Here is a 17,826-nt window from a genome sequence, read left to right on the forward strand (position 1 = left end):
AAAACTAGAAAAGCGAAAGCCAAGTCCGTAATCCGGAATCTGGCTTTCGCTTTTTATTTCGCTTAATTCACTTGTTTACTCCTGAAACTTTTCAATGAACTCATCCTCTGTAATGATTGGAATATTGAGTTCATGGGCTTTCTTGTTCTTCGAACTCTGCGAAGCTGCATCGTTGTTAATCAGGAAGTTAGTACTCTTGCTCACACTTCCCGTAACCTTGCCGCCCTGGCTTTCAATATAAGCCTTCAGCTCGTTGCGGTTCTTGTAATGATGCAAATCTCCCGTTACGACGAAAGTCAGTCCTTGGCATTTGTTTCCCGTTTCTACAGGCTCATGCTCCTCGATAATCAGCTCGGACAGCAGATGCTGCACATGCTGGAAATGAACATCATCCTTGAACCAGGCGATAAACTTGGCACTCTTTTCAGGTCCAATACCATCAATGCTTGCAAACTCATCATCGAACATGCTCAGGCGCGCCGTTTCTATCAGTTCCTTCACCTTGTAACGGCTGAGCAGTTTTTTAGCCACATCGCCGCCGCAGAGCGGAATATTCAAAGCGTAGAGCAGATGACGACCGTCAGTATGGCGGCTTTTCTCTACACTCTCCAGAAGATTGCTTACGCTCTTCTTGCCAAATCCTTCGAAACAGGAAATCTCGAACGCATAATTCTTCAGTTTGTAGAAATCAGCATATTCCCTGATAAAACCATGATTGATGAATTTCCAGACAGTCTGTTCTGAGATTCCGTCAATATTGATTCCTTCCTTGCTGACGAAGCGGGCAAATTTCTTAAGTTGTTTGGCTGGGCAGGCTGCATTGGTGCAATGGAGAGTCTTGGTGCCGCTCTCACTCTCGCGCACTACGGCTGGCGCATGGCAAACCGGACATTCGTTGGGAATGACAAAACTCCCCACAACCTCTGTAATATTGATTACCTTCGGGATAATCTTATTGGCCTTGATGACCTGCAGTCTGGTTCCCTTGTCACCAATGCCCAGACGCTCGCATTCGCTTACATTGCAGAGCGAGGCACGCTGCACGGTGGTTCCTTCTAGTTCTACCGGTTTGAAAACAGCTACAGGCGTGATGGTGCTGGCTGCGCACGACCATTCGATGTGGTCGAGTACGGTGTCAGCATGTTCATCTTGCCATTTAAAGGCAAATCCTGCCCTCGTAGCGTGGTGCCCTGTAACCGACCCAGTAGCTGCATAAGCCGTATCATCGTAGCAAATCACCAGTCCGTCTACCGGGAAAGGATTCTTCTTGCTTGTCACCTTCTCCGTAAACTTGTCTATTTCCAGCTGGATATTTTCTGTGGTAGGGTGGTCAATACGCTCACGTTCTACAGGATTCATTCCCAGGTCTTTCAGCATTTGCATGCGTTCGCCCCATGAGGTAAGTTCCCGCTCAGTATAAACCAGGGTGAACGGAATCCATTGGATGTGGCGCTGCTTCACCTCTTCAATATCCTTCAGCGCGAGTGAGCCTGAAGCGAGGTTTCGTGGATTGGCGTAATCGCCTTCGCTTTCGATGATGAACTGTTCGAAATCAGCATACGAAATGACGGCTTCTCCTCTTACTACAAGATGTCCTTTCTCTGAAATGGTAGCAGGAATGCCTGAAATGGCTGGAGCCAAGTGGGTAATATTGGTGCCGATGTGTCCGTTACCGCGGGTAACGATTTTGGTGAGTATTCCGCCGTCATAGGTTACTACGAGGGTCAGTCCGTCCAGTTTCCATGAAATCCAGATAGGGCGGTCTTCTGCCCATTTTACAAGATCACTTACCTGTTTGGTCTTTGCCAGAGAGAGGGCGGCAAATTCATGCTCCTCTTTCTTTCCTACGATAGAATCTTCTGACACGCGATTAGTTGGGGAGTCAGGCAGAATTTCGCCTGTTTCCTCTTCCAATCTCTTGAGCTGGTCGAAAAGGGCGTCCCACTCATAGTCGGTCATGAGTTCGCCTTTTCCGTTATAATAACTATCCGAAGCTTGGTTGAGTCTTTCAACCAAGCTCTTCATCTGCAATAGTTTCTCTTCCATAATGAATGTTTGAGGATGTTAATCAAATGTTGTGTTTTTCGATGGCAAGAAATTATTCTGCAGGTTCCATGGCTATGGAGAGTTTTTCAAAGGCGAAACGCTGACCTCTGTTTCCTCCATAGTTTACACGTCCGCAGATGCAGAAACCCATCGAAGACAGGAGGTTAATCATCGGCGTGTTGTCAAAGTTGGTGTCAACCTTGATGCTAGGTATTTTTTCTACCTCGCACATGCTGTTCACCTTACTGATGAAAATACGCGCTAAACCTTCACGCTGGAAACTAGGCAACGTGGCAAAGCGATGTATTACATAATAATCGCCATCAGTAATCCAGTTGCCTACTAATTTCTTATATTTGGGTTCACCATTCAATATGACTGCTCCATAGACAACTACCTCTTCATTTACTGTCAGAACGAAGGCATTGCCATTTTCTATGTCTTTTCTGATGTCTTTTTCTGATGGATATTCCTCAGTCCATTGATGACGTCCCGATTCTATCATACTTTGGCGAGCCTGGTCGATGACTTTCCAACAAGCAGCAAAGTCCTTTATATACGCCGGTCTGAAGTTTGTCTTCATATTAATTACGCTTTTATTATTCGGGTGCAAAATTAACAAAAAAAAACGAATTAAACTAAAAAACGGAGGAAAAACTTCACTTTTTTTGTTCGTTTTCCTCCGTTTTTCTTGTTTGCTGCTCATTTTGAGCTATTTTTTCTTAGCTTTTTGCTAGGAAGCCGGGTGAATAAGATTCTACGCCAAACACTTGTCGAGCTCAGCAATGATAGCATCTTTCTGTTCCTTGATATGCTGACCGATGAATACGATTTTTATCATGCGGTCGCCCAATTCCTGATCCCATTCCTTCTGCAGCTGTGGGTTATTCAACAAGACCTGGGCGAGTTCGCTTTTCGGCATGGTAGCCAACCATTGGCCAGCCTGCTTTACAGTCTTCTGCTTGCCTGCCTGTTCGAACACGTAGCACATGTCGCGCTCATCATCGAAATAGCAGATTCCCTTGGCGCGAACCACGTCTCTAGGCCATTTTCTTGCGACGAAATCATCGAAGAGACCCAGGTCGAAAGGCTTGCGACGATAGTAAACGAAGGTGCCGATTCCGTATTCCTCAACTTCTCCGCCTTCATGATCATGATCATGGTCGTGATGATGGTGATGATGATGATGTTCATGCTCGTCATGCTCGTGGTCATGGTGGTGATGATGTTCATGTGCTTCTTCTACATCATCTTCTTCATGCTCTTCGTTTCTTTCTGATTCAATCTCCTGAATCCAACCGGCTGAAGTGGCTACGGTTTCCCAATCAAACTTCTTGGTATTGACGATCAGATTCAAGTCAACGTCACCATAGTTGCATTCAAAGATTTCTGCCTTAGGCTGGATGGCACGGATAATCTGCTTAAGGTGCTCCAGTTCCTTAGGTTCAACCTCTGCAGCCTTGTTCAGAAGAATGATGTTACAGAACTCAATCTGCTGGATGACGAGCGAAGCTAGATCTTCCTCATCCATATTCTTCTTCATCAGGTCGCTGCCGTTGGAGAATTCATCCTTCATGCGCAAAGCATCTACTACGGTAACGATGCTGTCAAGGCGCAGAATGCCATTCTCGATGTACTGAGGACCGAGGGATGGGATAGAGCAGATGGTCTGTGCAATAGGAGCAGGCTCGCAGATTCCGGAAGCCTCGATGACAATGTAATCGAAACGCTTCATGTCTACGATTTCCTTGAGCTGTTCTACCAGGTCCATCTTCAATGTGCAGCAGATGCAACCATTCTGGAGAGAAACAAGCGAATCGTCTTTCTGACCTACTACGCCACCTTTTTCTATCAGGGCTGCATCAATATTGACTTCACCAATATCGTTGACGATGACGGCAAATTTAATACCTTTTTCGTTAGCTAAAATCTTGTTGAGAAGGGTTGTCTTTCCACTACCCAGGTAGCCTGTCAAAAGCAATACAGGCACTTCCTTCTTTGCGTTCATATTAAAATATTTTAATGTTATACTTCTTAGACCCAGTCTGCTGATAATGCTGCTTTCTCGGGCAGCTGTCATCTGGCAGCCTGACGGTTTTGCGAAACTGCAAAGATTGTGCCACACCTTATTTTTTGCCATCTTTTTTCCCTACACCCCTTTTTTGTCAGTTATCTTGTGTTATTTTTAGGTTATATTTCATGTTTTTCTCATTTTTCTTTGGTGGTTTCAACTAGAAATAGTATATTTGCAGAGAAAATTTGTTTCAAACAGCACATAAACTTAATGAATAAACATAATATACATAAGTTAAGATGAAAAAGTTTAAGGTTTTAGTTCTGACGGTTGTGGCAGTCCTTGCGCTGTCATCTTGCGGCACTACTCAGACGGTGCCTCTGACCGGTCGCACTCATCGCATCTCTGTATCCGATGAGCAGGTTCTCAGTCTGTCTAATCAGGAATACACAAAGTACATGGCTTCTGCCAAGAAGTCGACCAATGCAGCCAATACGGCGATGGTTCAGCGAGTAGGAAAAAGACTTGCCAATGCTGTTGAACTCTATTTGAAGCAGAACGGATTTGAAGCTGATGTGAAGAATTATTCATGGGAATTCAACCTGGTACAAGATAAGTCAGCCAATGCATTCTGTATGCCTGGCGGTAAAATCGTGGTTTATGAAGGACTTTTGCCTTACACTCAGAATGAAACCGGTTTGGCAATCGTTTTGGGTCACGAAATAGCTCATGCTGTGGCTAAACATAGTGCTGAGCAGCTCACCAAACAGCAGAATCAGCAAACCGGTACAAGCATCCTGGGAACTGTGTTGAACCAGACAGTTGGTAATGGTGTAGGTAATGTGGCAAGTGCAGTTGCCGGACGGTATTTCTCATTCCGCAATCTGAAGTATTCCCGTGATAATGAAACCGAGGCAGATTACATGGGACTTATCTTCGCTGCCATGGCTGGTTACGATCCTCAGCAGGCCATTCCTTTCTGGCAGCGAATGTCGCAGGGCTCTAACAGCAATCAGAGTGATATTTTCAGTGATCACCCTTCAGACACCAAGCGTATTGCTGACTTGCAGAAGGAAATGCCTACTGCGCTGAAGTATTATAAACCTCAGACAACTTATAAGGTAGGTTCTACGAGCAAGACTTCTACAACCAAGAAGACCAGTAGCAAAAAGAAGACTATAACCCGCAGAAAATAAGGAATTTTCCAAATCTCTCGAATCTGAAGAATCAAATTAAAATAGTTAAGTATGGAGTATTTATCTCATAACCTTTGGCTGGTATGGACGTCGGTGATGTTCATCTGCCTCATCTTAGAGTTGTCTTCCGGCGATTTCTATGTTACTTGTTTTGCCATTGGTGCGCTCATCAGCATTCCTGTGGCATTAGTAGGAGCACCTTTCTGGGTGCAGGTAGTGGTTTGGGCTATCTGCTCTATGCTTAGCATCTGGTTGGTTCGTCCGCATCTGCTGAAATCGCTACACAAGGGTGGGGAAGACCGCCGCAGTAACGCCGATGCGCTGGCAGGACAGATAGGGGAAGTGACAGAGATGATTCCTGCCGGAGGATTCGGCAGGGTAAAGCTGGATGGAGATGATTGGAAAGCGGAAGCTCCACATCTTGCCGAACCGCTTGCTGTAGGCGATATGGTTCGAATCTTAGGTCACGAATCTATCATCCTCAAGGTAGAAAAAGTTTAGGTAGGAAAAGTTTAGAGTCAACATTATTCACTTAATCGTATAAACATCATGAACATAGGAATTTATGTGCTGGTGGCTCTAGTAGCACTTGCACTCGTAGTGGTTAAGAAAACCATCGTTATCATCCCTCAGAGTGAGACGAAAATCATAGAGCGTCTCGGACGATATTTTGCTACGCTCAAGCCGGGTATTAATGTCATCATTCCTTTCATTGACCATGCCAAGGATATTGTGTCTATGAGAAACGGAAGATACGTTTATACAAACAGCATCGACCTTCGTGAACAGGTCTACGATTTCGACCGTCAGAACGTAATCACTAAGGATAATATCCAGATGCAGATAAATGCGTTGCTCTATTTCCAGATTGTGGACCCATTCAAGAGTGTGTATGAAATCAACAATCTGCCAAACGCCATAGAGAAACTGACTCAAACTACCTTGCGTAATATAATAGGTGAGATGGAACTTGACCAGACTCTTACCTCCCGCGATACGATTAACACCAAACTCCGTGCAGTTTTGGATGATGCAACCAATAAGTGGGGAATCAAGGTAAACCGAGTAGAGTTGCAGGATATTACACCTCCAGAGAGTGTGCTCCAGGCCATGGAAAAGCAGATGCAGGCTGAACGAAACAAGCGTGCTACCATCCTGACTTCAGAAGGTGAGAAGGAAAAGCAGCGCCTGCTCTCAGAAGGTGAGAAGGCTGCCATCGTGAACAAGGCTGAGGCTGCCAAACAGCAGGCTATCCTGAATGCAGAAGGTGAGGCCACTGCCCGCATCCGTAAGGCTGAGGCCGAGGCTATTGCCATTCAGAAGATTACGGAAGCTGTAGGACAGAGTACGAATCCAGCCAACTATCTCCTGGCCCAGAAATACATCAGTATGATGCAGGAAGTAGCACAGGGTAAGGATAATAAGGTGGTTTATCTGCCATACGAGGCAACCAATCTCTTGGGTTCTATAGGAGGAATCAAAGACCTTTTCAAGGGATAAAGACCTCTGAGTCGATGGATAATGCCCTTTGACTCAAGAAATAAAGCACTCAGACATCAGTAAACTGTAACTTCAGTAAATATATAAAACAGGATAAAAATGAAGAAAATCTGTATCGTTGCAGGTGCAAGACCTAACTTTATCAAGGTTGCGCCCGTAATTAGAGCAATTCGTAATGCTCAGGAAGCTGGTAACGAAATCAGCTATCAGTTGGTTTACACAGGAAAAGAGGATGACCCGACACTGGAATCTTCTCTTTTCGATGACTTAGGCATTCAGAAACCGGATGCTTATCTCGGTGTAGACTGTCCAAACATGAACGAACTTACCGGACAGGTGATGGGTCAGTTTGAGTGCTATCTGCAGCAGAATGCTACAGATGTTGTCATTGTGGTTGATGATCTGGCTTCAACCATGGCTGTGGCTATTGTTACCAAGAAGCAGGGTGTGCAGCTTGCTCATATTGCAGCCGGAACCCGCAGTTTTGACATTACCATGCCAAAGGAAATCAACCGTCTGGTGATTGATGGCTTGTCAGATATTCTCTTTACCGCTGGCATTTCAAACAACAGCATCGCCAACAAGGAAGGTGCAGAATTGTCTAAGGTTTACATGGTAGGAAATGTGCTTATCGACAACATCCGCTTCCTTCAGTCTAAAATGCAGCGGCCTGAAGTCATGGACGAGTTTCATCTGAAAGAAGGCGAATATATGGTTCTGACCTTGAACCGCAAGGCTATCGTCAATAACATTGATGAGATGAAATCGCTCATTTCTGTCATAGATGAAGAGGCGCGCCAGGCTGGAGTGAAGGTGATTGCTCCGCTTCGAGGTAAAGCCTTGGGCTTCGTGCTCGCATTCAAGGCTTATCAGGAAGAGAGTAATCATCAGAGTGGAATCCAGGTGGTTCAGCCGCTCGATTATCTGTCGTTTGCTTATCTTACAGCTCACGCCAAAGGTGTGATTACCGATTCGGGTAATGTGGCTGAAGAAGCTACCTTCAATGGGGTTCCTTGCATTACGCTCAACAGCTATACTGAGCATATTGAAACTGTAAAGGTGGGTACAAACGAACTGGTTGCTGAAGATCCGGAGTTACTGAAGCAAACTATGCAGAAACTTCTGAAGGGTGAATGGAAGAAAGCGGGCATTCCTGACAGATGGGATGGCCGCTCAGCAGAAAGAATAGTCCAGATTCTCGCTGAATAGAATCTAAACTCATAGCGTATAATCTCATGGAGAGAGATGATGCTATGTAAACTGATTCTTTTCAGAATAAACTTAGAGGTTCACTTCAATATGATTATATTGAAAAGTGAACCTCTTTCTTTTTATGCTTTATCTTTTTCTTAATCCTTTTCAGGCGCCTTTGGCACAGGATAGTCGTATTGCTTGAAATAGGCTGGCGTCTTATTATCATACCATACTCCTTCTACGTTTAAGCCGATAGAGAAAGTCTTTTTGGAATTAGTGTATCTTACACCGGCTCCTAAAACGTTGGCGCCAGGTACTCCCATTCCGTAGCCACCCGGCATGATTCCTCTTCCCATACCCCAAGGATACATTCCGTAGCCCCAAGGCGAATAGCCGTAGGGACCATAGCCATAACCGCCATAACGGCCGTAAAGAGAATTGTAATTGTTGGCTACACTAAGCTGACCGTAAACGTAAGCCTCCCAATGCTCATTAAACTGGTAGCCCAGAATGCCGTAGACTCCACCGTCATGATAACTGTCTCCACCATAGTTTACGTTGTTGATATAAGTGCCCAGAGCCAACCAAAGTTTGTTGTCTTTGGTGAGTGGCGTCAGGTAGGTTGCATCGATGGTCTGGGTGAAACCGCCTCTGTGAGGCACATTCTTGCCGAATGTAGCAAAGGCAGAAAGATCTACCGAGAGATTCAATCCCTTGTGCAGCCCCCAGCCATAGCCCAACGGATAACTCAAGCTGTTGGTAAGGTTGGAGATGGGATTATTATAATAGGTGCTGTCTAGCGAAGCATCACCCAGTAATCCGTTTTTGCCGAGAGTTTCTTTCTTATCTGATAGTCGGGCAGGAGTCATATATGCATTCTTCACCGGTTTTCCCTGATAAATCATAGGTTTTCCTGCCTGGTAAACCGTATCGCCAGGCAGCAACCATTCTTCACGCGGACTGTCCGGACTGTGCAATGGTCCGAAGCTTACCTGTTGCTGTGCACTTGCTTCTGTAGTGAGGAATGTGCAAAAAGCGATGATAATATATATTTTTTTCTTCATAATTGATTGCATTTTCTGTCTTCTGCTGCAAAGATATGAAGAATGTATGAAACAAAGGAACTTTTCCCGCATAAAAAATCAATTTTTTAGAATAAAATCATTATCTTTGCATCCGATAACATAAATAGATGTAAAATTATACAAAAATATGAAGAAGATCATCAGATTATTGACACTCGCTCTTCTTACGGTGCCTGTTACGACATTCGCTCAGAGTGAAGGCAATCAGAACACATCAGAACCAGCCGGAAAAGTTGTGGCGTCTAAGCCCGATTCTCTGCTCGACTGGGAAACACCGCACGATCCAACTTGCCCTCAGGTGTTGCTGGAAACTACGATGGGTAACATTCTCGTGGCTCTCTACAACGATACTCCCAAGCATCGGGATAATTTCCTGAAACTTGTCAATTCGGGCTATTATGACGGTTGCATCTTTCAGCGTGTCATCAAGAATTTCATGATTCAGGGTGGCGATTATTCATGCAGAAAGGTGAACATGAAAAAGCCGCAGAAGTTTGATGTAAACTATACGGTTCCGGCAGAAATCATCTATCCTAAATATTATCATAAGCGCGGACAGCTCTGTGCTGCTCGCGAAGGAGATGATGAAAATCCGGCCAAAGCTTCGGCGTCTACTGATTTCTACATCACCTGGGGCAGAAATTTTTCTCCCCGGCAGATGGAATATTATGTAGAAAAACTGAAACGGGACGGCAAGTATTACGCCATTCCTTCAGAACAGTTGCAAAAGGGCTACATCAAGCATGGTGGTGTTCCTCACCTTGACAACGGCTACACTGTATTCGGAGAGGTGCTTGAAGGCATGGATGTGGTTGATAAGATTCAGAATGTGGCTACCGATAAGGCGAACAACGACAGACCTCTCACGGATGTCATCATTCTGAAAGCCAAGCAGATGAAGTAACTTTCTGATGGTAAACTGAAGAAATAAGTAACTGAGCCCATTAAAAGAGAAAAAATCGATAAGTAAAAATATTAAATACGAGAAAAATGAAGTCATTAAAGGAATTATATAGAGTAGGTAAGGGGCCATCGAGCAGTCATACGATGGGGCCTCAGCGTGCAGCCAAACTTTTTCAGGAGCGTTGCCCTAACGCTTCTTATTATGAAGTAACCCTCTATGGAAGTCTGGCTGCTACAGGTAAGGGACACATGACTGATGTGGCAATAGAAGAAGTGCTCAGACCTCATAAAACTGTGAATATTATCTGGCAGCCACAGACTTTCCTTCCTTATCATCCCAACGGAATGAAATTTGTGGGCAAGGATCTGAACGGCGATATTATCGATGAATGGACCGTTTACAGTATTGGTGGTGGAGCCATATCAGATGGTACTGCCGGCAACGAAGAGCTGGGCGCCAAGGATGTCTATGATCTGAACAAGCTCGCCGACATCAAGCAATGGTGCTATGATAACGGACGCTCATTCTGGGAGTATGTTGAGAAATGCGAATCGGAAGATATCTGGGATTATCTCGACATGGTTTGGCAAACGATGAAGCAGAGCATCAGAAATGGTTTGAACCATGAAGGTGTTTTGCCGGGTCCGCTGAAGCTACAGCGTAAGGCTGCCACCTATTATATAAAGGCGAAGGGTTACCGTGCTTCCCTGCAGAGCCGCGGCTTGGTTTATGCTTATGCGCTGGCTGTGAGCGAAGAGAATGCTTCGGGTGGTACCATCGTTACAGCTCCTACCTGTGGCGCCTGTGGTGTATTGCCAGCTGTACTCTACCACATGTTTACTTCTCATGATATGAGTGAACAGCGCATCTTGAGAGCCTTGGCTACAGCCGGATTGGTGGGCAACATCGTAAAGCAGAATGCTTCTATCAGTGGTGCTGATGTAGGTTGCCAGGGCGAGGTAGGTGTTGCCTGCGCCATGGCTTCGGCTGCAGCCTGCCAGCTTTTCGGAGGCAGTCCGGCTCAGGTAGAATATGCTGCCGAAATGGGATTGGAGCATCATCTCGGAATGACCTGCGACCCGGTTTGCGGACTGGTTCAGATTCCTTGCATCGAGCGAAATGCCTTTGCTGCCGCCCGAGCTTTGGATGCAGACCTCTACGCTTCCTTCTCAGATGGCCATCATACCGTATCTTTCGACCGTGTAGTTGAAGTAATGCGACAGACGGGTCATGACCTACCTTCGCTTTACAAGGAAACAAGCGAAGGCGGTTTGGCAAAGGGATTTCCAAGAGACATTTAGTCATAAAATGCTTCGCTGAATCATAAAATGTTTTTCAGCTATTTTATTCTGTTTGGTAAGAGGGCTTTTATTTTGGCACGCTATTTGTAAGTCCCCTTGCCAAACAATAATAAAGTAAATACGAATAAAAACATTTTATATTATGACACAGAAAGGTAATATTGGTGTAACGACAGAGAACATTTTCCCTGTCATCAAGAAATTCTTATATTCAGATCACGACATTTTCCTCCGCGAGATGGTTTCAAACGCCGTAGATGCTACACAGAAGTTGAAGACTCTTGCAGCTCAGGGCGATTTCAAGGGCGAGATAGGCGACACAACCGTTCGTGTCTCTCTCGATGAGAAGGCTGGAACCTTGACTATCAGCGACCATGGTATAGGTATGACTGAGGAGGAAATCGATAAATATATCAACCAGATTGCATTCTCAGGCGTAACTGACTTCCTCGACAAGTATAAGGAGAATGCCAACGCCATCATCGGCCACTTCGGTCTCGGCTTCTATTCTTCTTTCATGGTAGCCAGCAAGGTAGAAATCATCACTAAGAGCTACAAAGAGGGAATCAAGGCTGTAAAGTGGAGCTGCGATGGTTCACCTGCTTTCGAAATCGAAGATGCAGACAAGGCTGAGCGTGGTTCAGACATCATCCTCCATATTGCTGATGATTGCAAGGAATTCCTGCAGAAGAACAAGATTGAGGAACTTCTGAACAAGTACTGCAAGTTTATGGCAGTGCCTGTTGCTTTCGGCAAGAAGACCGAATGGAAGGACGGCAAGAATGTGGAGACTGATGAGGATAACATTATTAATAATGTGGAGCCTCTCTGGACCAAGGCTCCTAGCACACTGAAGGATGAGGACTACAAGAAGTTCTATCACACCCTTTATCCGATGCAGGACGACCCGTTGTTCTGGATTCATCTGAATGTAGACTTCCCATTCAATCTCACGGGTATTCTCTACTTCCCACGCATCAAGAGCAGCATCGACATGCAGCGCAACAAGATTCAGCTCTATTGCAACCAGGTGTTCGTAACCGACCAGGTAGAAGGCATTGTACCAGAATTCCTCACATTGCTTCATGGTGTAATCGATTCACCGGACATTCCGCTGAATGTAAGCCGCAGCTACCTGCAGAGCGACAGCAACGTGAAGAAGATTTCTACCTACATCACCAAGAAGGTAGCCGATCGTCTGAACTCTATCTTCAAGGAGAACCGCAAGGAGTTTGAAGAGAAATGGGATGATCTCAAGATCTTCATCAACTACGGAATGCTCTCTCAGGAAGATTTCTACGAGCGCGCAAAGGACTTCGCACTTCTGAAAGATGTTGAGGGCAAGTACTTTACTTTCGAGGAGTACAAGACGCTGATTAAGGACAATCAGACCGATAAGGACGGCAACCTGGTTTATCTCTATGCCAACAATAAGGAAGAGCAGTATTCTTATATCGAGGCTGCCAAGCAGAAGGGTTATTCTGTACTTCTGATGGAAGGTCAGCTCGATACGCCGATGGTAAACATGCTGGAGCAGAAGCTGGAGAAGAGCCGCTTTACACGTGTTGACGCCGACATCATCGACCGCCTCATCGTGAAGGAAGATGCTAAGAAGACCGATTTGAGCAAAGAGCAGTCTGACAACTTGACAGAAGTATTCCGCTCTCAGATGCCTCAGCTTGACAAGGCAGAATTCTTTGTTGAAATTCAGGCTTTGGGCGAACAGAACCAGCCAGTGCTCATCACTCAGAACGAGTACATGCGCCGTATGAAGGCGATGAGCCAGTTCCAGGCAGGCATGAACTTCTACGGTCAGATGCCAGACAGCTACAACATCGTACTGAACTCAGACCATGCTCTGGTAAAGAAGGTATTGGAAGATGCTGAGGCCAACACTGCTGAAACATTGAAGCCAATCCTTGCAGAAATCAAGGGTCAGGAAGCTCGCCTTGCCGTACTCCATCAGGAGCAGCAGAACAAGAAGAAGCCTGAAGAGATTACCCAGCAGGAGAAGGATGATGTTCACAATACAGAGAAGGCCATCAGCGATGAGAAGGCTAAGCGTAACGAAATCATCTCGGGCTATGCTAAGAACAACAACATTGTTCACCAGCTCATCGACCTCGCCCTGCTTCAGAACGGTATGTTGAAGGGTGCTTCGCTCGACGCATTCCTCAAGAGAAGCGTTGACATGATTAAGTAATCCAACCTGTAAAAAGGTTTGAATTAAGAAATAAAACTTTGCGATGCGTAACATTTCATGTTACAAATTGTTTCTATCATATGTGCTAAATGTTTCAAAACGAACATTTAGCACATTTTTTTTCGCTTTCCTTTGGTGGCTTTCCTTTTTTTTATTACCTTTGCAATATCGATAAACGAAAAACATGATTAAAAAAATCGCCATCATGGAACAAACAAATTCAAATTACAGCATTATTGCTGATTATTACTCTGAACACTACAACGAGCTGAAGTTGTATGTCATGTCCCGTTCGCTTCCGGCAGACGAGGCTGAAGACATCGTGCAGAATACTTTTGTGCGATTACTTCGAGGCGATAAGATGATTACGCCTGTTACTTTACCTTGTTTTGTATACACCATTGCCAAGAATCTGATTATCGATTATTACCGGCGCAAGCATAAGATTGAGGAGTATGAACACTTCCTGGGAGCTAGCGACTGGATGGGAAGATATGATGTTGATGGCGAATCAGTTTTCTCTGCCCAGCAGACCAACGAGATTCTGGAGCGTGGCATTGCCCGGCTCACAGAGAAGAGAAGCAAGGTTTACCGCCTGAATCTCTTCGAAGGAATGCAGGTGAGCGAGATTGCCCAAAGTCTGAACCTCGGATATAAAGCGGCTGAGAATCGTCTGACTCTGGCTAGAAAAGAAATAAGAGATTATATGAAAAAAGAGTTGGCTAGTTAAAATGCTAGTCAACTCTTTCTGTTTATTCTTACTGCCTTGCTGAAAGGCAATTCTTAACTATTTTTTTAGTTTTCCTTAAACCCGATTACTCTTGTCAAACCTTTATCAAGATAAAAGGTTTGGGTTACTTCCTGCTTCTCGCCCTGATGGTTGGTCAGCTTGTATGTAGCCCTTAAATATAATAAGGTGTCGGGATAAGCTGCATCATTATAATTAATATTCTTCTTGACGTAAGGCAGTTTGCTGACATTTTGTCGCATCACCTTCATCTGGTCGAAACTGATCATGGCGGTAGGAGTGAGGCGGGAGAACCGCTCATAGCTGCAGTCCTGCTCAACGAGGTTTTCATTAAGAAAATCCTTGACAAGAGATTGAGCCTTGTGCTGATCGCCACACGAGGTGAACATCAGCACAAGTCCTGAAACCATGAAAAACATCATTTTCTTTATCATAGACATCTTCTTTTTTATTAAGCCGCGCTGCTTTTATTAAGCTCGTTGTTTTATTTAGCGAGCTTGCTTATTTAGCCACGCTGCGGAGAATCTCCAGCAAGTGATCCCAAACCATCTCTACTGTAGGAATGAGAAGAGCCTCGTCTGGGGTGTGAACATTGCGAAGGGTAGGACCGAAACTTACCATATCGAGCTCAGGATAACGCTCTGAGAAAAGACCACACTCCAAACCGGCATGAATACCCTTTACCAATGGCTTTTTGCCAAAGAGCTTTTCATAAGCCTTCACAGCCAGGTCGGTAAGCTCGCTGTTGGCGCGCATCTTCCAAGCTGGATACTTGTCGCCTACAGTTACCTCGGCGCCAGCCAGAAGGAAGGCTGCCTTTACGGTGTTGGTCATGTTCTCCAGATTGCTCATCACGTTACTTCGCTGAGAAGCTACGATGTTGATGCTGTTTTCATCGGTCATCACGCTTGCCACATTGCTTGAGGTTTCTACCATCCAGGCAATCGCCTCATCCTGACAGGTAGTAAGCGGACCGTTGTCTACAGCCTGGAGAGCCATTACGAACTTGTCAGCTACAGCTTTCTCGATGACAGGTGCAGCATCGGTGCTGCTCATATTGAACAGCATAGCCTGTTCGGTTACGTGGAATTCATCTTCTACTTCTGATGCAAAGATGTTCCAGTCGGCACGAACCTGTTCCTTATCAGCATTTTTGACGGCGAAAACAAATTTTCCGTCGCGAGGAATCGCATTGTGCATTTTGCCGCTGTTGAAGCTTACGAGGCGCAGACTTCCATCCAGTTTCTCATTTTCGAGGAAGAGGAAGCGGGCAAGAATCTTGATGGCATTGGCGCGCTTCTTGTTGATGTCATCGCCCGAGTGACCACCGTTGAGACCCTTCAGCGAAGCTTCCATGAAGAAATAACCCGCAGGAGCCTCTTCGCGTGAGAAGTGGAAAGTGGCATGGGTTGTCTGACCACCGGCGCAGGATACGAAGATTTCGCCCTCATCCTCTGAGTCAAGATTGATGAGCATCTTTCCGGTCATAAAGCCCGCCTTCATACCGTGAGCACCGGTCAGTCCGGTTTCTTCATCACGTGTAAAGACGCACTCGATAGGACCATGCTCAATATCGTTGCTTGCCAGGATAGCCAGCTCGATGGCGCAGCCTATACCGTCGTCAGCACCCAATGTAGTGCCTTTTGCCTTAAGCCATTCTCCGTCTACGTAAGTCTGGATGGCGTCTTTGTGGAAATCGAAATCAACATCTACCAGTTTATCGCAAACCATGTCCATGTGGCTCTGCAGGATGATGGTTTCTGCATGCTCGTAGCCTGGAGTGGCAGCTTTACGGATGAGCACATTACCGGTTTCATCTACCAGCGTTTCGAGCTGATGAGCCTCTCCGAAAGATTTCAAAAACTCAATCATGTTCTCCTCGTGCTTGGAAGGACGAGGTATTTCGTTGATTTTTGCGAACTGCTCGAACACGAGAGCAGGCTTCAATTCACTTTTATTCATTTATTTTCTATTATTTTGTTTTGATAAAACATTTATTTCTGCTATTTTGTTTTGGTTATTCCCAAAAAAATAGTACCTTTGCACCCAAAAGTGCACTAAGGCACTGCAAAGGTAATAAAAATGATAAAATTAATGTTATTAAGCGTGTTAATAATTGCTATCTGCATGGCATTATTTTGCGTAAAGGTGATTTTTAAGAAGAACGGCAAGTTCTCTTCCCAGCATGTGCACGACAATCCGGGCTTGCGCAAGCAGGGCATTCATTGTGTGGTGGATCAGGACCGCGAGGCAAGAGAAGCCAACAAGGCTTATTAGAAAATAGTAATAATATAATATGATAGAAAAAATGAGAAAGAACATTTTGAGTTCAGTGGCAATTGCAGCTGTTGCTGCCCTGTCATTGGCATCATGCAACAAATCTCAGCCTCAGGTAGAGGCTAAGTCAGAGAGCAAGGCTCCTGCTGAATTGAAGATTGCTTATGTAGAGGTAGACTCTATCATGACTCAGTATACCTTTGCTAAGGAGTATTCTTCTATCTTGGAGAAGAAGGGGCAGAACATTCAGGCTACTATTGCGCAGAAGGGCCAGCAGCTTCAGGCAGCAGCAGCCAACTTCCAGCAGAAGATTCAGCAGAATGCTTACACCCGCGAGCAGGCTGAGGCTATCCAGGCTGGACTGCAGAAGCAGAACAACGACCTGCAGGGCTTGCAGCAGCGCTTGAGCAACGAGTTTGCTGCTGAGCAGGAGAAGTACAACAAGGCGCTCCACGACAGCATTGCCAACTATCTTGCCCGCTATAACAAGGACAAGAAGTACAGCATTATCTTCTCTAAGAGCGGCGATAATCTGCTCTATGCTGACAAGGCTTACGATATTACAAAAGAGGTGATTTCCGGCTTGAACAAGGCTTACAAGGGAAAGCTGAAGAAAGAGGAGGCTGCTCCTGCTAAAAAGTAAGAGAAATGCTTCGTAAGGAAAGATACGATTTTATATTGAATCATTTCAGAAGTGCGCTGCCGAATGTAACTACCGAGTTGCAGTTCGGTAGCGCATTTCAGCTTCTGGTGGCTACCTTGCTTTCTGCGCAATGCACCGACAAACGCATCAACATGGTTACGCCTGCTCTCTTTGCCCGTTATCCTGATGCGCAGCACATGGCACAGGCGAGCGAGGAAGATATTTATGAGTTGATCAGTTCGGTGAGTTATCCGAATGCCAAGGCGAAGCATCTTGCTGAAATGTCTCGCCAGCTGGTTGAGATGTTCGGAGGTGAGGTGCCTGAGGCTGCGGATGATTTGGAGAAGTTGGCAGGAGTGGGGCGCAAGACTGCGAATGTGATTCGTGCCGTATGGTTCGGTCATGCTACGATGGCGGTGGATACGCATGTTTACCGTGTGAGTCATCGTATGGGGTTGGTGCCGAAAACGGCAGATACGCCCCGAAAAGTAGAAGATTATCTGATGAAACACATTCCGGCTGAGGATATTCCGAATGCGCATCATTGGATTCTGCTGCATGGCAGATATATTTGCAAGAGTACGAAGCCGCTCTGCGATAAATGCTTTTTTAATGAATATTGCCCAAAACTATTAAAGGACAGTAAGCTTTAGGTAGATATTAGTGATTATTTAGTAGTGATTAGTTTGTTAATCACTAATCACTACCAATTAAT

General features: G+C 45.3%; 17 protein-coding genes. 11 read left to right on the forward strand and 6 right to left on the reverse strand.

Annotated elements, in window-relative coordinates; translation table 11 throughout:
- Positions 1-75: 75 nt before the first annotated feature.
- The 3 genes from ligA to KUA48_RS01130 form a co-directional block, all read right to left on the reverse strand.
- On the reverse strand, positions 76-2,046 hold the full coding sequence (gene ligA, locus KUA48_RS01120) for an NAD-dependent DNA ligase LigA (RefSeq protein WP_203054872.1): 1,971 nt from the start codon (positions 2,044-2,046) through the stop codon (positions 76-78).
- A 52-nt stretch (positions 2,047-2,098) separates the two neighbouring features.
- Positions 2,099-2,629, reverse strand: a complete 531-nt coding sequence (locus KUA48_RS01125; protein WP_006846667.1) for a GNAT family N-acetyltransferase — start codon at positions 2,627-2,629, stop codon at positions 2,099-2,101.
- Positions 2,630-2,803: 174 nt separating this feature from the next.
- Complete coding sequence (locus tag KUA48_RS01130) at positions 2,804-4,054, reverse strand: GTP-binding protein (protein ID WP_218414642.1); 1,251 nt, start codon at positions 4,052-4,054, stop codon at positions 2,804-2,806.
- A 305-nt stretch (positions 4,055-4,359) separates the two neighbouring features.
- Here KUA48_RS01130 and KUA48_RS01135 point away from each other — a divergent pair, with 305 nt between their 5' ends.
- From KUA48_RS01135 to KUA48_RS01150, 4 genes are all read left to right on the forward strand, one after another.
- Positions 4,360-5,256: a M48 family metallopeptidase gene (locus tag KUA48_RS01135; protein ID WP_218433021.1), complete on the forward strand. Its 897-nt coding sequence runs from the start codon at positions 4,360-4,362 to the stop codon at positions 5,254-5,256.
- A 51-nt stretch (positions 5,257-5,307) separates the two neighbouring features.
- Positions 5,308-5,757, forward strand: a complete 450-nt coding sequence (locus KUA48_RS01140) for an NfeD family protein (protein WP_153079353.1) — start codon at positions 5,308-5,310, stop codon at positions 5,755-5,757.
- A gap of 48 nt (positions 5,758-5,805) precedes the next feature.
- Positions 5,806-6,756, forward strand: a complete 951-nt coding sequence (locus tag KUA48_RS01145) for an SPFH domain-containing protein (protein WP_117694779.1) — start codon at positions 5,806-5,808, stop codon at positions 6,754-6,756.
- 99 nt (positions 6,757-6,855) lie between these two features.
- A complete protein-coding gene (locus KUA48_RS01150) occupies positions 6,856-7,965 on the forward strand; it encodes a UDP-N-acetyl glucosamine 2-epimerase (protein WP_118254743.1) in 1,110 nt (369 codons plus the stop codon).
- A 140-nt stretch (positions 7,966-8,105) separates the two neighbouring features.
- Here KUA48_RS01150 and KUA48_RS01155 read toward each other — a convergent pair whose 3' ends face one another.
- Positions 8,106-9,014, reverse strand: a complete 909-nt coding sequence (locus KUA48_RS01155; RefSeq protein WP_228112268.1) for a hypothetical protein — start codon at positions 9,012-9,014, stop codon at positions 8,106-8,108.
- Positions 9,015-9,162: 148 nt separating this feature from the next.
- Between KUA48_RS01155 and KUA48_RS01160 the strand changes: the two genes are divergently transcribed.
- From KUA48_RS01160 to KUA48_RS01175, 4 genes are all read left to right on the forward strand, one after another.
- Entirely contained in the window at positions 9,163-9,939 is a 777-nt protein-coding gene (locus tag KUA48_RS01160; protein WP_218433020.1) for a peptidylprolyl isomerase, read from the forward strand.
- 86 nt (positions 9,940-10,025) lie between these two features.
- Positions 10,026-11,240 carry an L-serine ammonia-lyase gene (locus tag KUA48_RS01165; RefSeq protein WP_153072467.1) on the forward strand — a complete coding sequence of 405 codons (1,215 nt, stop codon included), beginning with the start codon at positions 10,026-10,028 and terminating at the stop codon, positions 11,238-11,240.
- A 142-nt stretch (positions 11,241-11,382) separates the two neighbouring features.
- Entirely contained in the window at positions 11,383-13,443 is a 2,061-nt protein-coding gene (gene htpG / locus KUA48_RS01170) for a molecular chaperone HtpG (protein WP_218433018.1), read from the forward strand.
- 205 nt (positions 13,444-13,648) lie between these two features.
- Positions 13,649-14,173 (forward strand): RNA polymerase sigma factor, encoded by a 525-nt coding sequence (locus KUA48_RS01175; RefSeq protein ID WP_118254759.1) that lies wholly within the window; start codon positions 13,649-13,651, stop codon positions 14,171-14,173.
- 65 nt (positions 14,174-14,238) lie between these two features.
- On the opposite strand, the gene KUA48_RS01180 is transcribed toward KUA48_RS01175, so the two are convergent.
- Both KUA48_RS01180 and KUA48_RS01185 read right to left on the reverse strand, forming a co-directional pair.
- Entirely contained in the window at positions 14,239-14,625 is a 387-nt protein-coding gene (locus tag KUA48_RS01180) for a hypothetical protein (protein WP_153072469.1), read from the reverse strand.
- A gap of 67 nt (positions 14,626-14,692) precedes the next feature.
- Positions 14,693-16,153 carry an aminoacyl-histidine dipeptidase gene (locus KUA48_RS01185; RefSeq protein WP_218433016.1) on the reverse strand — a complete coding sequence of 487 codons (1,461 nt, stop codon included), beginning with the start codon at positions 16,151-16,153 and terminating at the stop codon, positions 14,693-14,695.
- A gap of 120 nt (positions 16,154-16,273) precedes the next feature.
- Between KUA48_RS01185 and KUA48_RS01190 the strand changes: the two genes are divergently transcribed.
- From KUA48_RS01190 to nth, 3 genes are read left to right on the forward strand one after another with little or no spacing between them, the layout of a single operon-like run.
- Positions 16,274-16,468 (forward strand): hypothetical protein, encoded by a 195-nt coding sequence (locus tag KUA48_RS01190; RefSeq protein ID WP_117586554.1) that lies wholly within the window; start codon positions 16,274-16,276, stop codon positions 16,466-16,468.
- Positions 16,469-16,499: 31 nt separating this feature from the next.
- Positions 16,500-17,111, forward strand: coding sequence for an OmpH family outer membrane protein (locus tag KUA48_RS01195; RefSeq protein ID WP_040552750.1), 612 nt, complete (start codon positions 16,500-16,502; stop codon positions 17,109-17,111).
- A 5-nt stretch (positions 17,112-17,116) separates the two neighbouring features.
- Positions 17,117-17,764 carry an endonuclease III gene (nth, locus tag KUA48_RS01200; RefSeq protein WP_006846651.1) on the forward strand — a complete coding sequence of 216 codons (648 nt, stop codon included), beginning with the start codon at positions 17,117-17,119 and terminating at the stop codon, positions 17,762-17,764.
- Positions 17,765-17,826: the final 62 nt, after the last annotated feature.

The organism is Segatella copri (assembly GCF_019249795.2).
GTDB lineage: Bacteria > Bacteroidota > Bacteroidia > Bacteroidales > Bacteroidaceae > Prevotella > Prevotella copri_B.

Coding starts and splice junctions, on each gene's coding strand:
- KUA48_RS01140 (WP_153079353.1), top strand. CDS start 5,308: ATGGAGTATTTATCTCATAACCTTTGGCTGGTATGGACGTCGGTGATG.
- KUA48_RS01160 (WP_218433020.1), top strand. CDS start 9,163: ATGAAGAAGATCATCAGATTATTGACACTCGCTCTTCTTACGGTGCCT.
- KUA48_RS01190 (WP_117586554.1), top strand. CDS start 16,274: ATGATAAAATTAATGTTATTAAGCGTGTTAATAATTGCTATCTGCATG.
- KUA48_RS01135 (WP_218433021.1), top strand. CDS start 4,360: ATGAAAAAGTTTAAGGTTTTAGTTCTGACGGTTGTGGCAGTCCTTGCG.
- htpG (WP_218433018.1), top strand. CDS start 11,383: ATGACACAGAAAGGTAATATTGGTGTAACGACAGAGAACATTTTCCCT.
- ligA (WP_203054872.1), bottom strand. CDS start 2,046: ATGGAAGAGAAACTATTGCAGATGAAGAGCTTGGTTGAAAGACTCAAC.
- KUA48_RS01195 (WP_040552750.1), top strand. CDS start 16,500: ATGAGAAAGAACATTTTGAGTTCAGTGGCAATTGCAGCTGTTGCTGCC.
- KUA48_RS01150 (WP_118254743.1), top strand. CDS start 6,856: ATGAAGAAAATCTGTATCGTTGCAGGTGCAAGACCTAACTTTATCAAG.
- KUA48_RS01130 (WP_218414642.1), bottom strand. CDS start 4,054: ATGAACGCAAAGAAGGAAGTGCCTGTATTGCTTTTGACAGGCTACCTG.
- KUA48_RS01145 (WP_117694779.1), top strand. CDS start 5,806: ATGAACATAGGAATTTATGTGCTGGTGGCTCTAGTAGCACTTGCACTC.
- KUA48_RS01125 (WP_006846667.1), bottom strand. CDS start 2,629: ATGAAGACAAACTTCAGACCGGCGTATATAAAGGACTTTGCTGCTTGT.
- nth (WP_006846651.1), top strand. CDS start 17,117: ATGCTTCGTAAGGAAAGATACGATTTTATATTGAATCATTTCAGAAGT.
- KUA48_RS01165 (WP_153072467.1), top strand. CDS start 10,026: ATGAAGTCATTAAAGGAATTATATAGAGTAGGTAAGGGGCCATCGAGC.
- KUA48_RS01155 (WP_228112268.1), bottom strand. CDS start 9,014: ATGAAGAAAAAAATATATATTATCATCGCTTTTTGCACATTCCTCACT.
- KUA48_RS01175 (WP_118254759.1), top strand. CDS start 13,649: ATGGAACAAACAAATTCAAATTACAGCATTATTGCTGATTATTACTCT.
- KUA48_RS01185 (WP_218433016.1), bottom strand. CDS start 16,153: ATGAATAAAAGTGAATTGAAGCCTGCTCTCGTGTTCGAGCAGTTCGCA.
- KUA48_RS01180 (WP_153072469.1), bottom strand. CDS start 14,625: ATGATAAAGAAAATGATGTTTTTCATGGTTTCAGGACTTGTGCTGATG.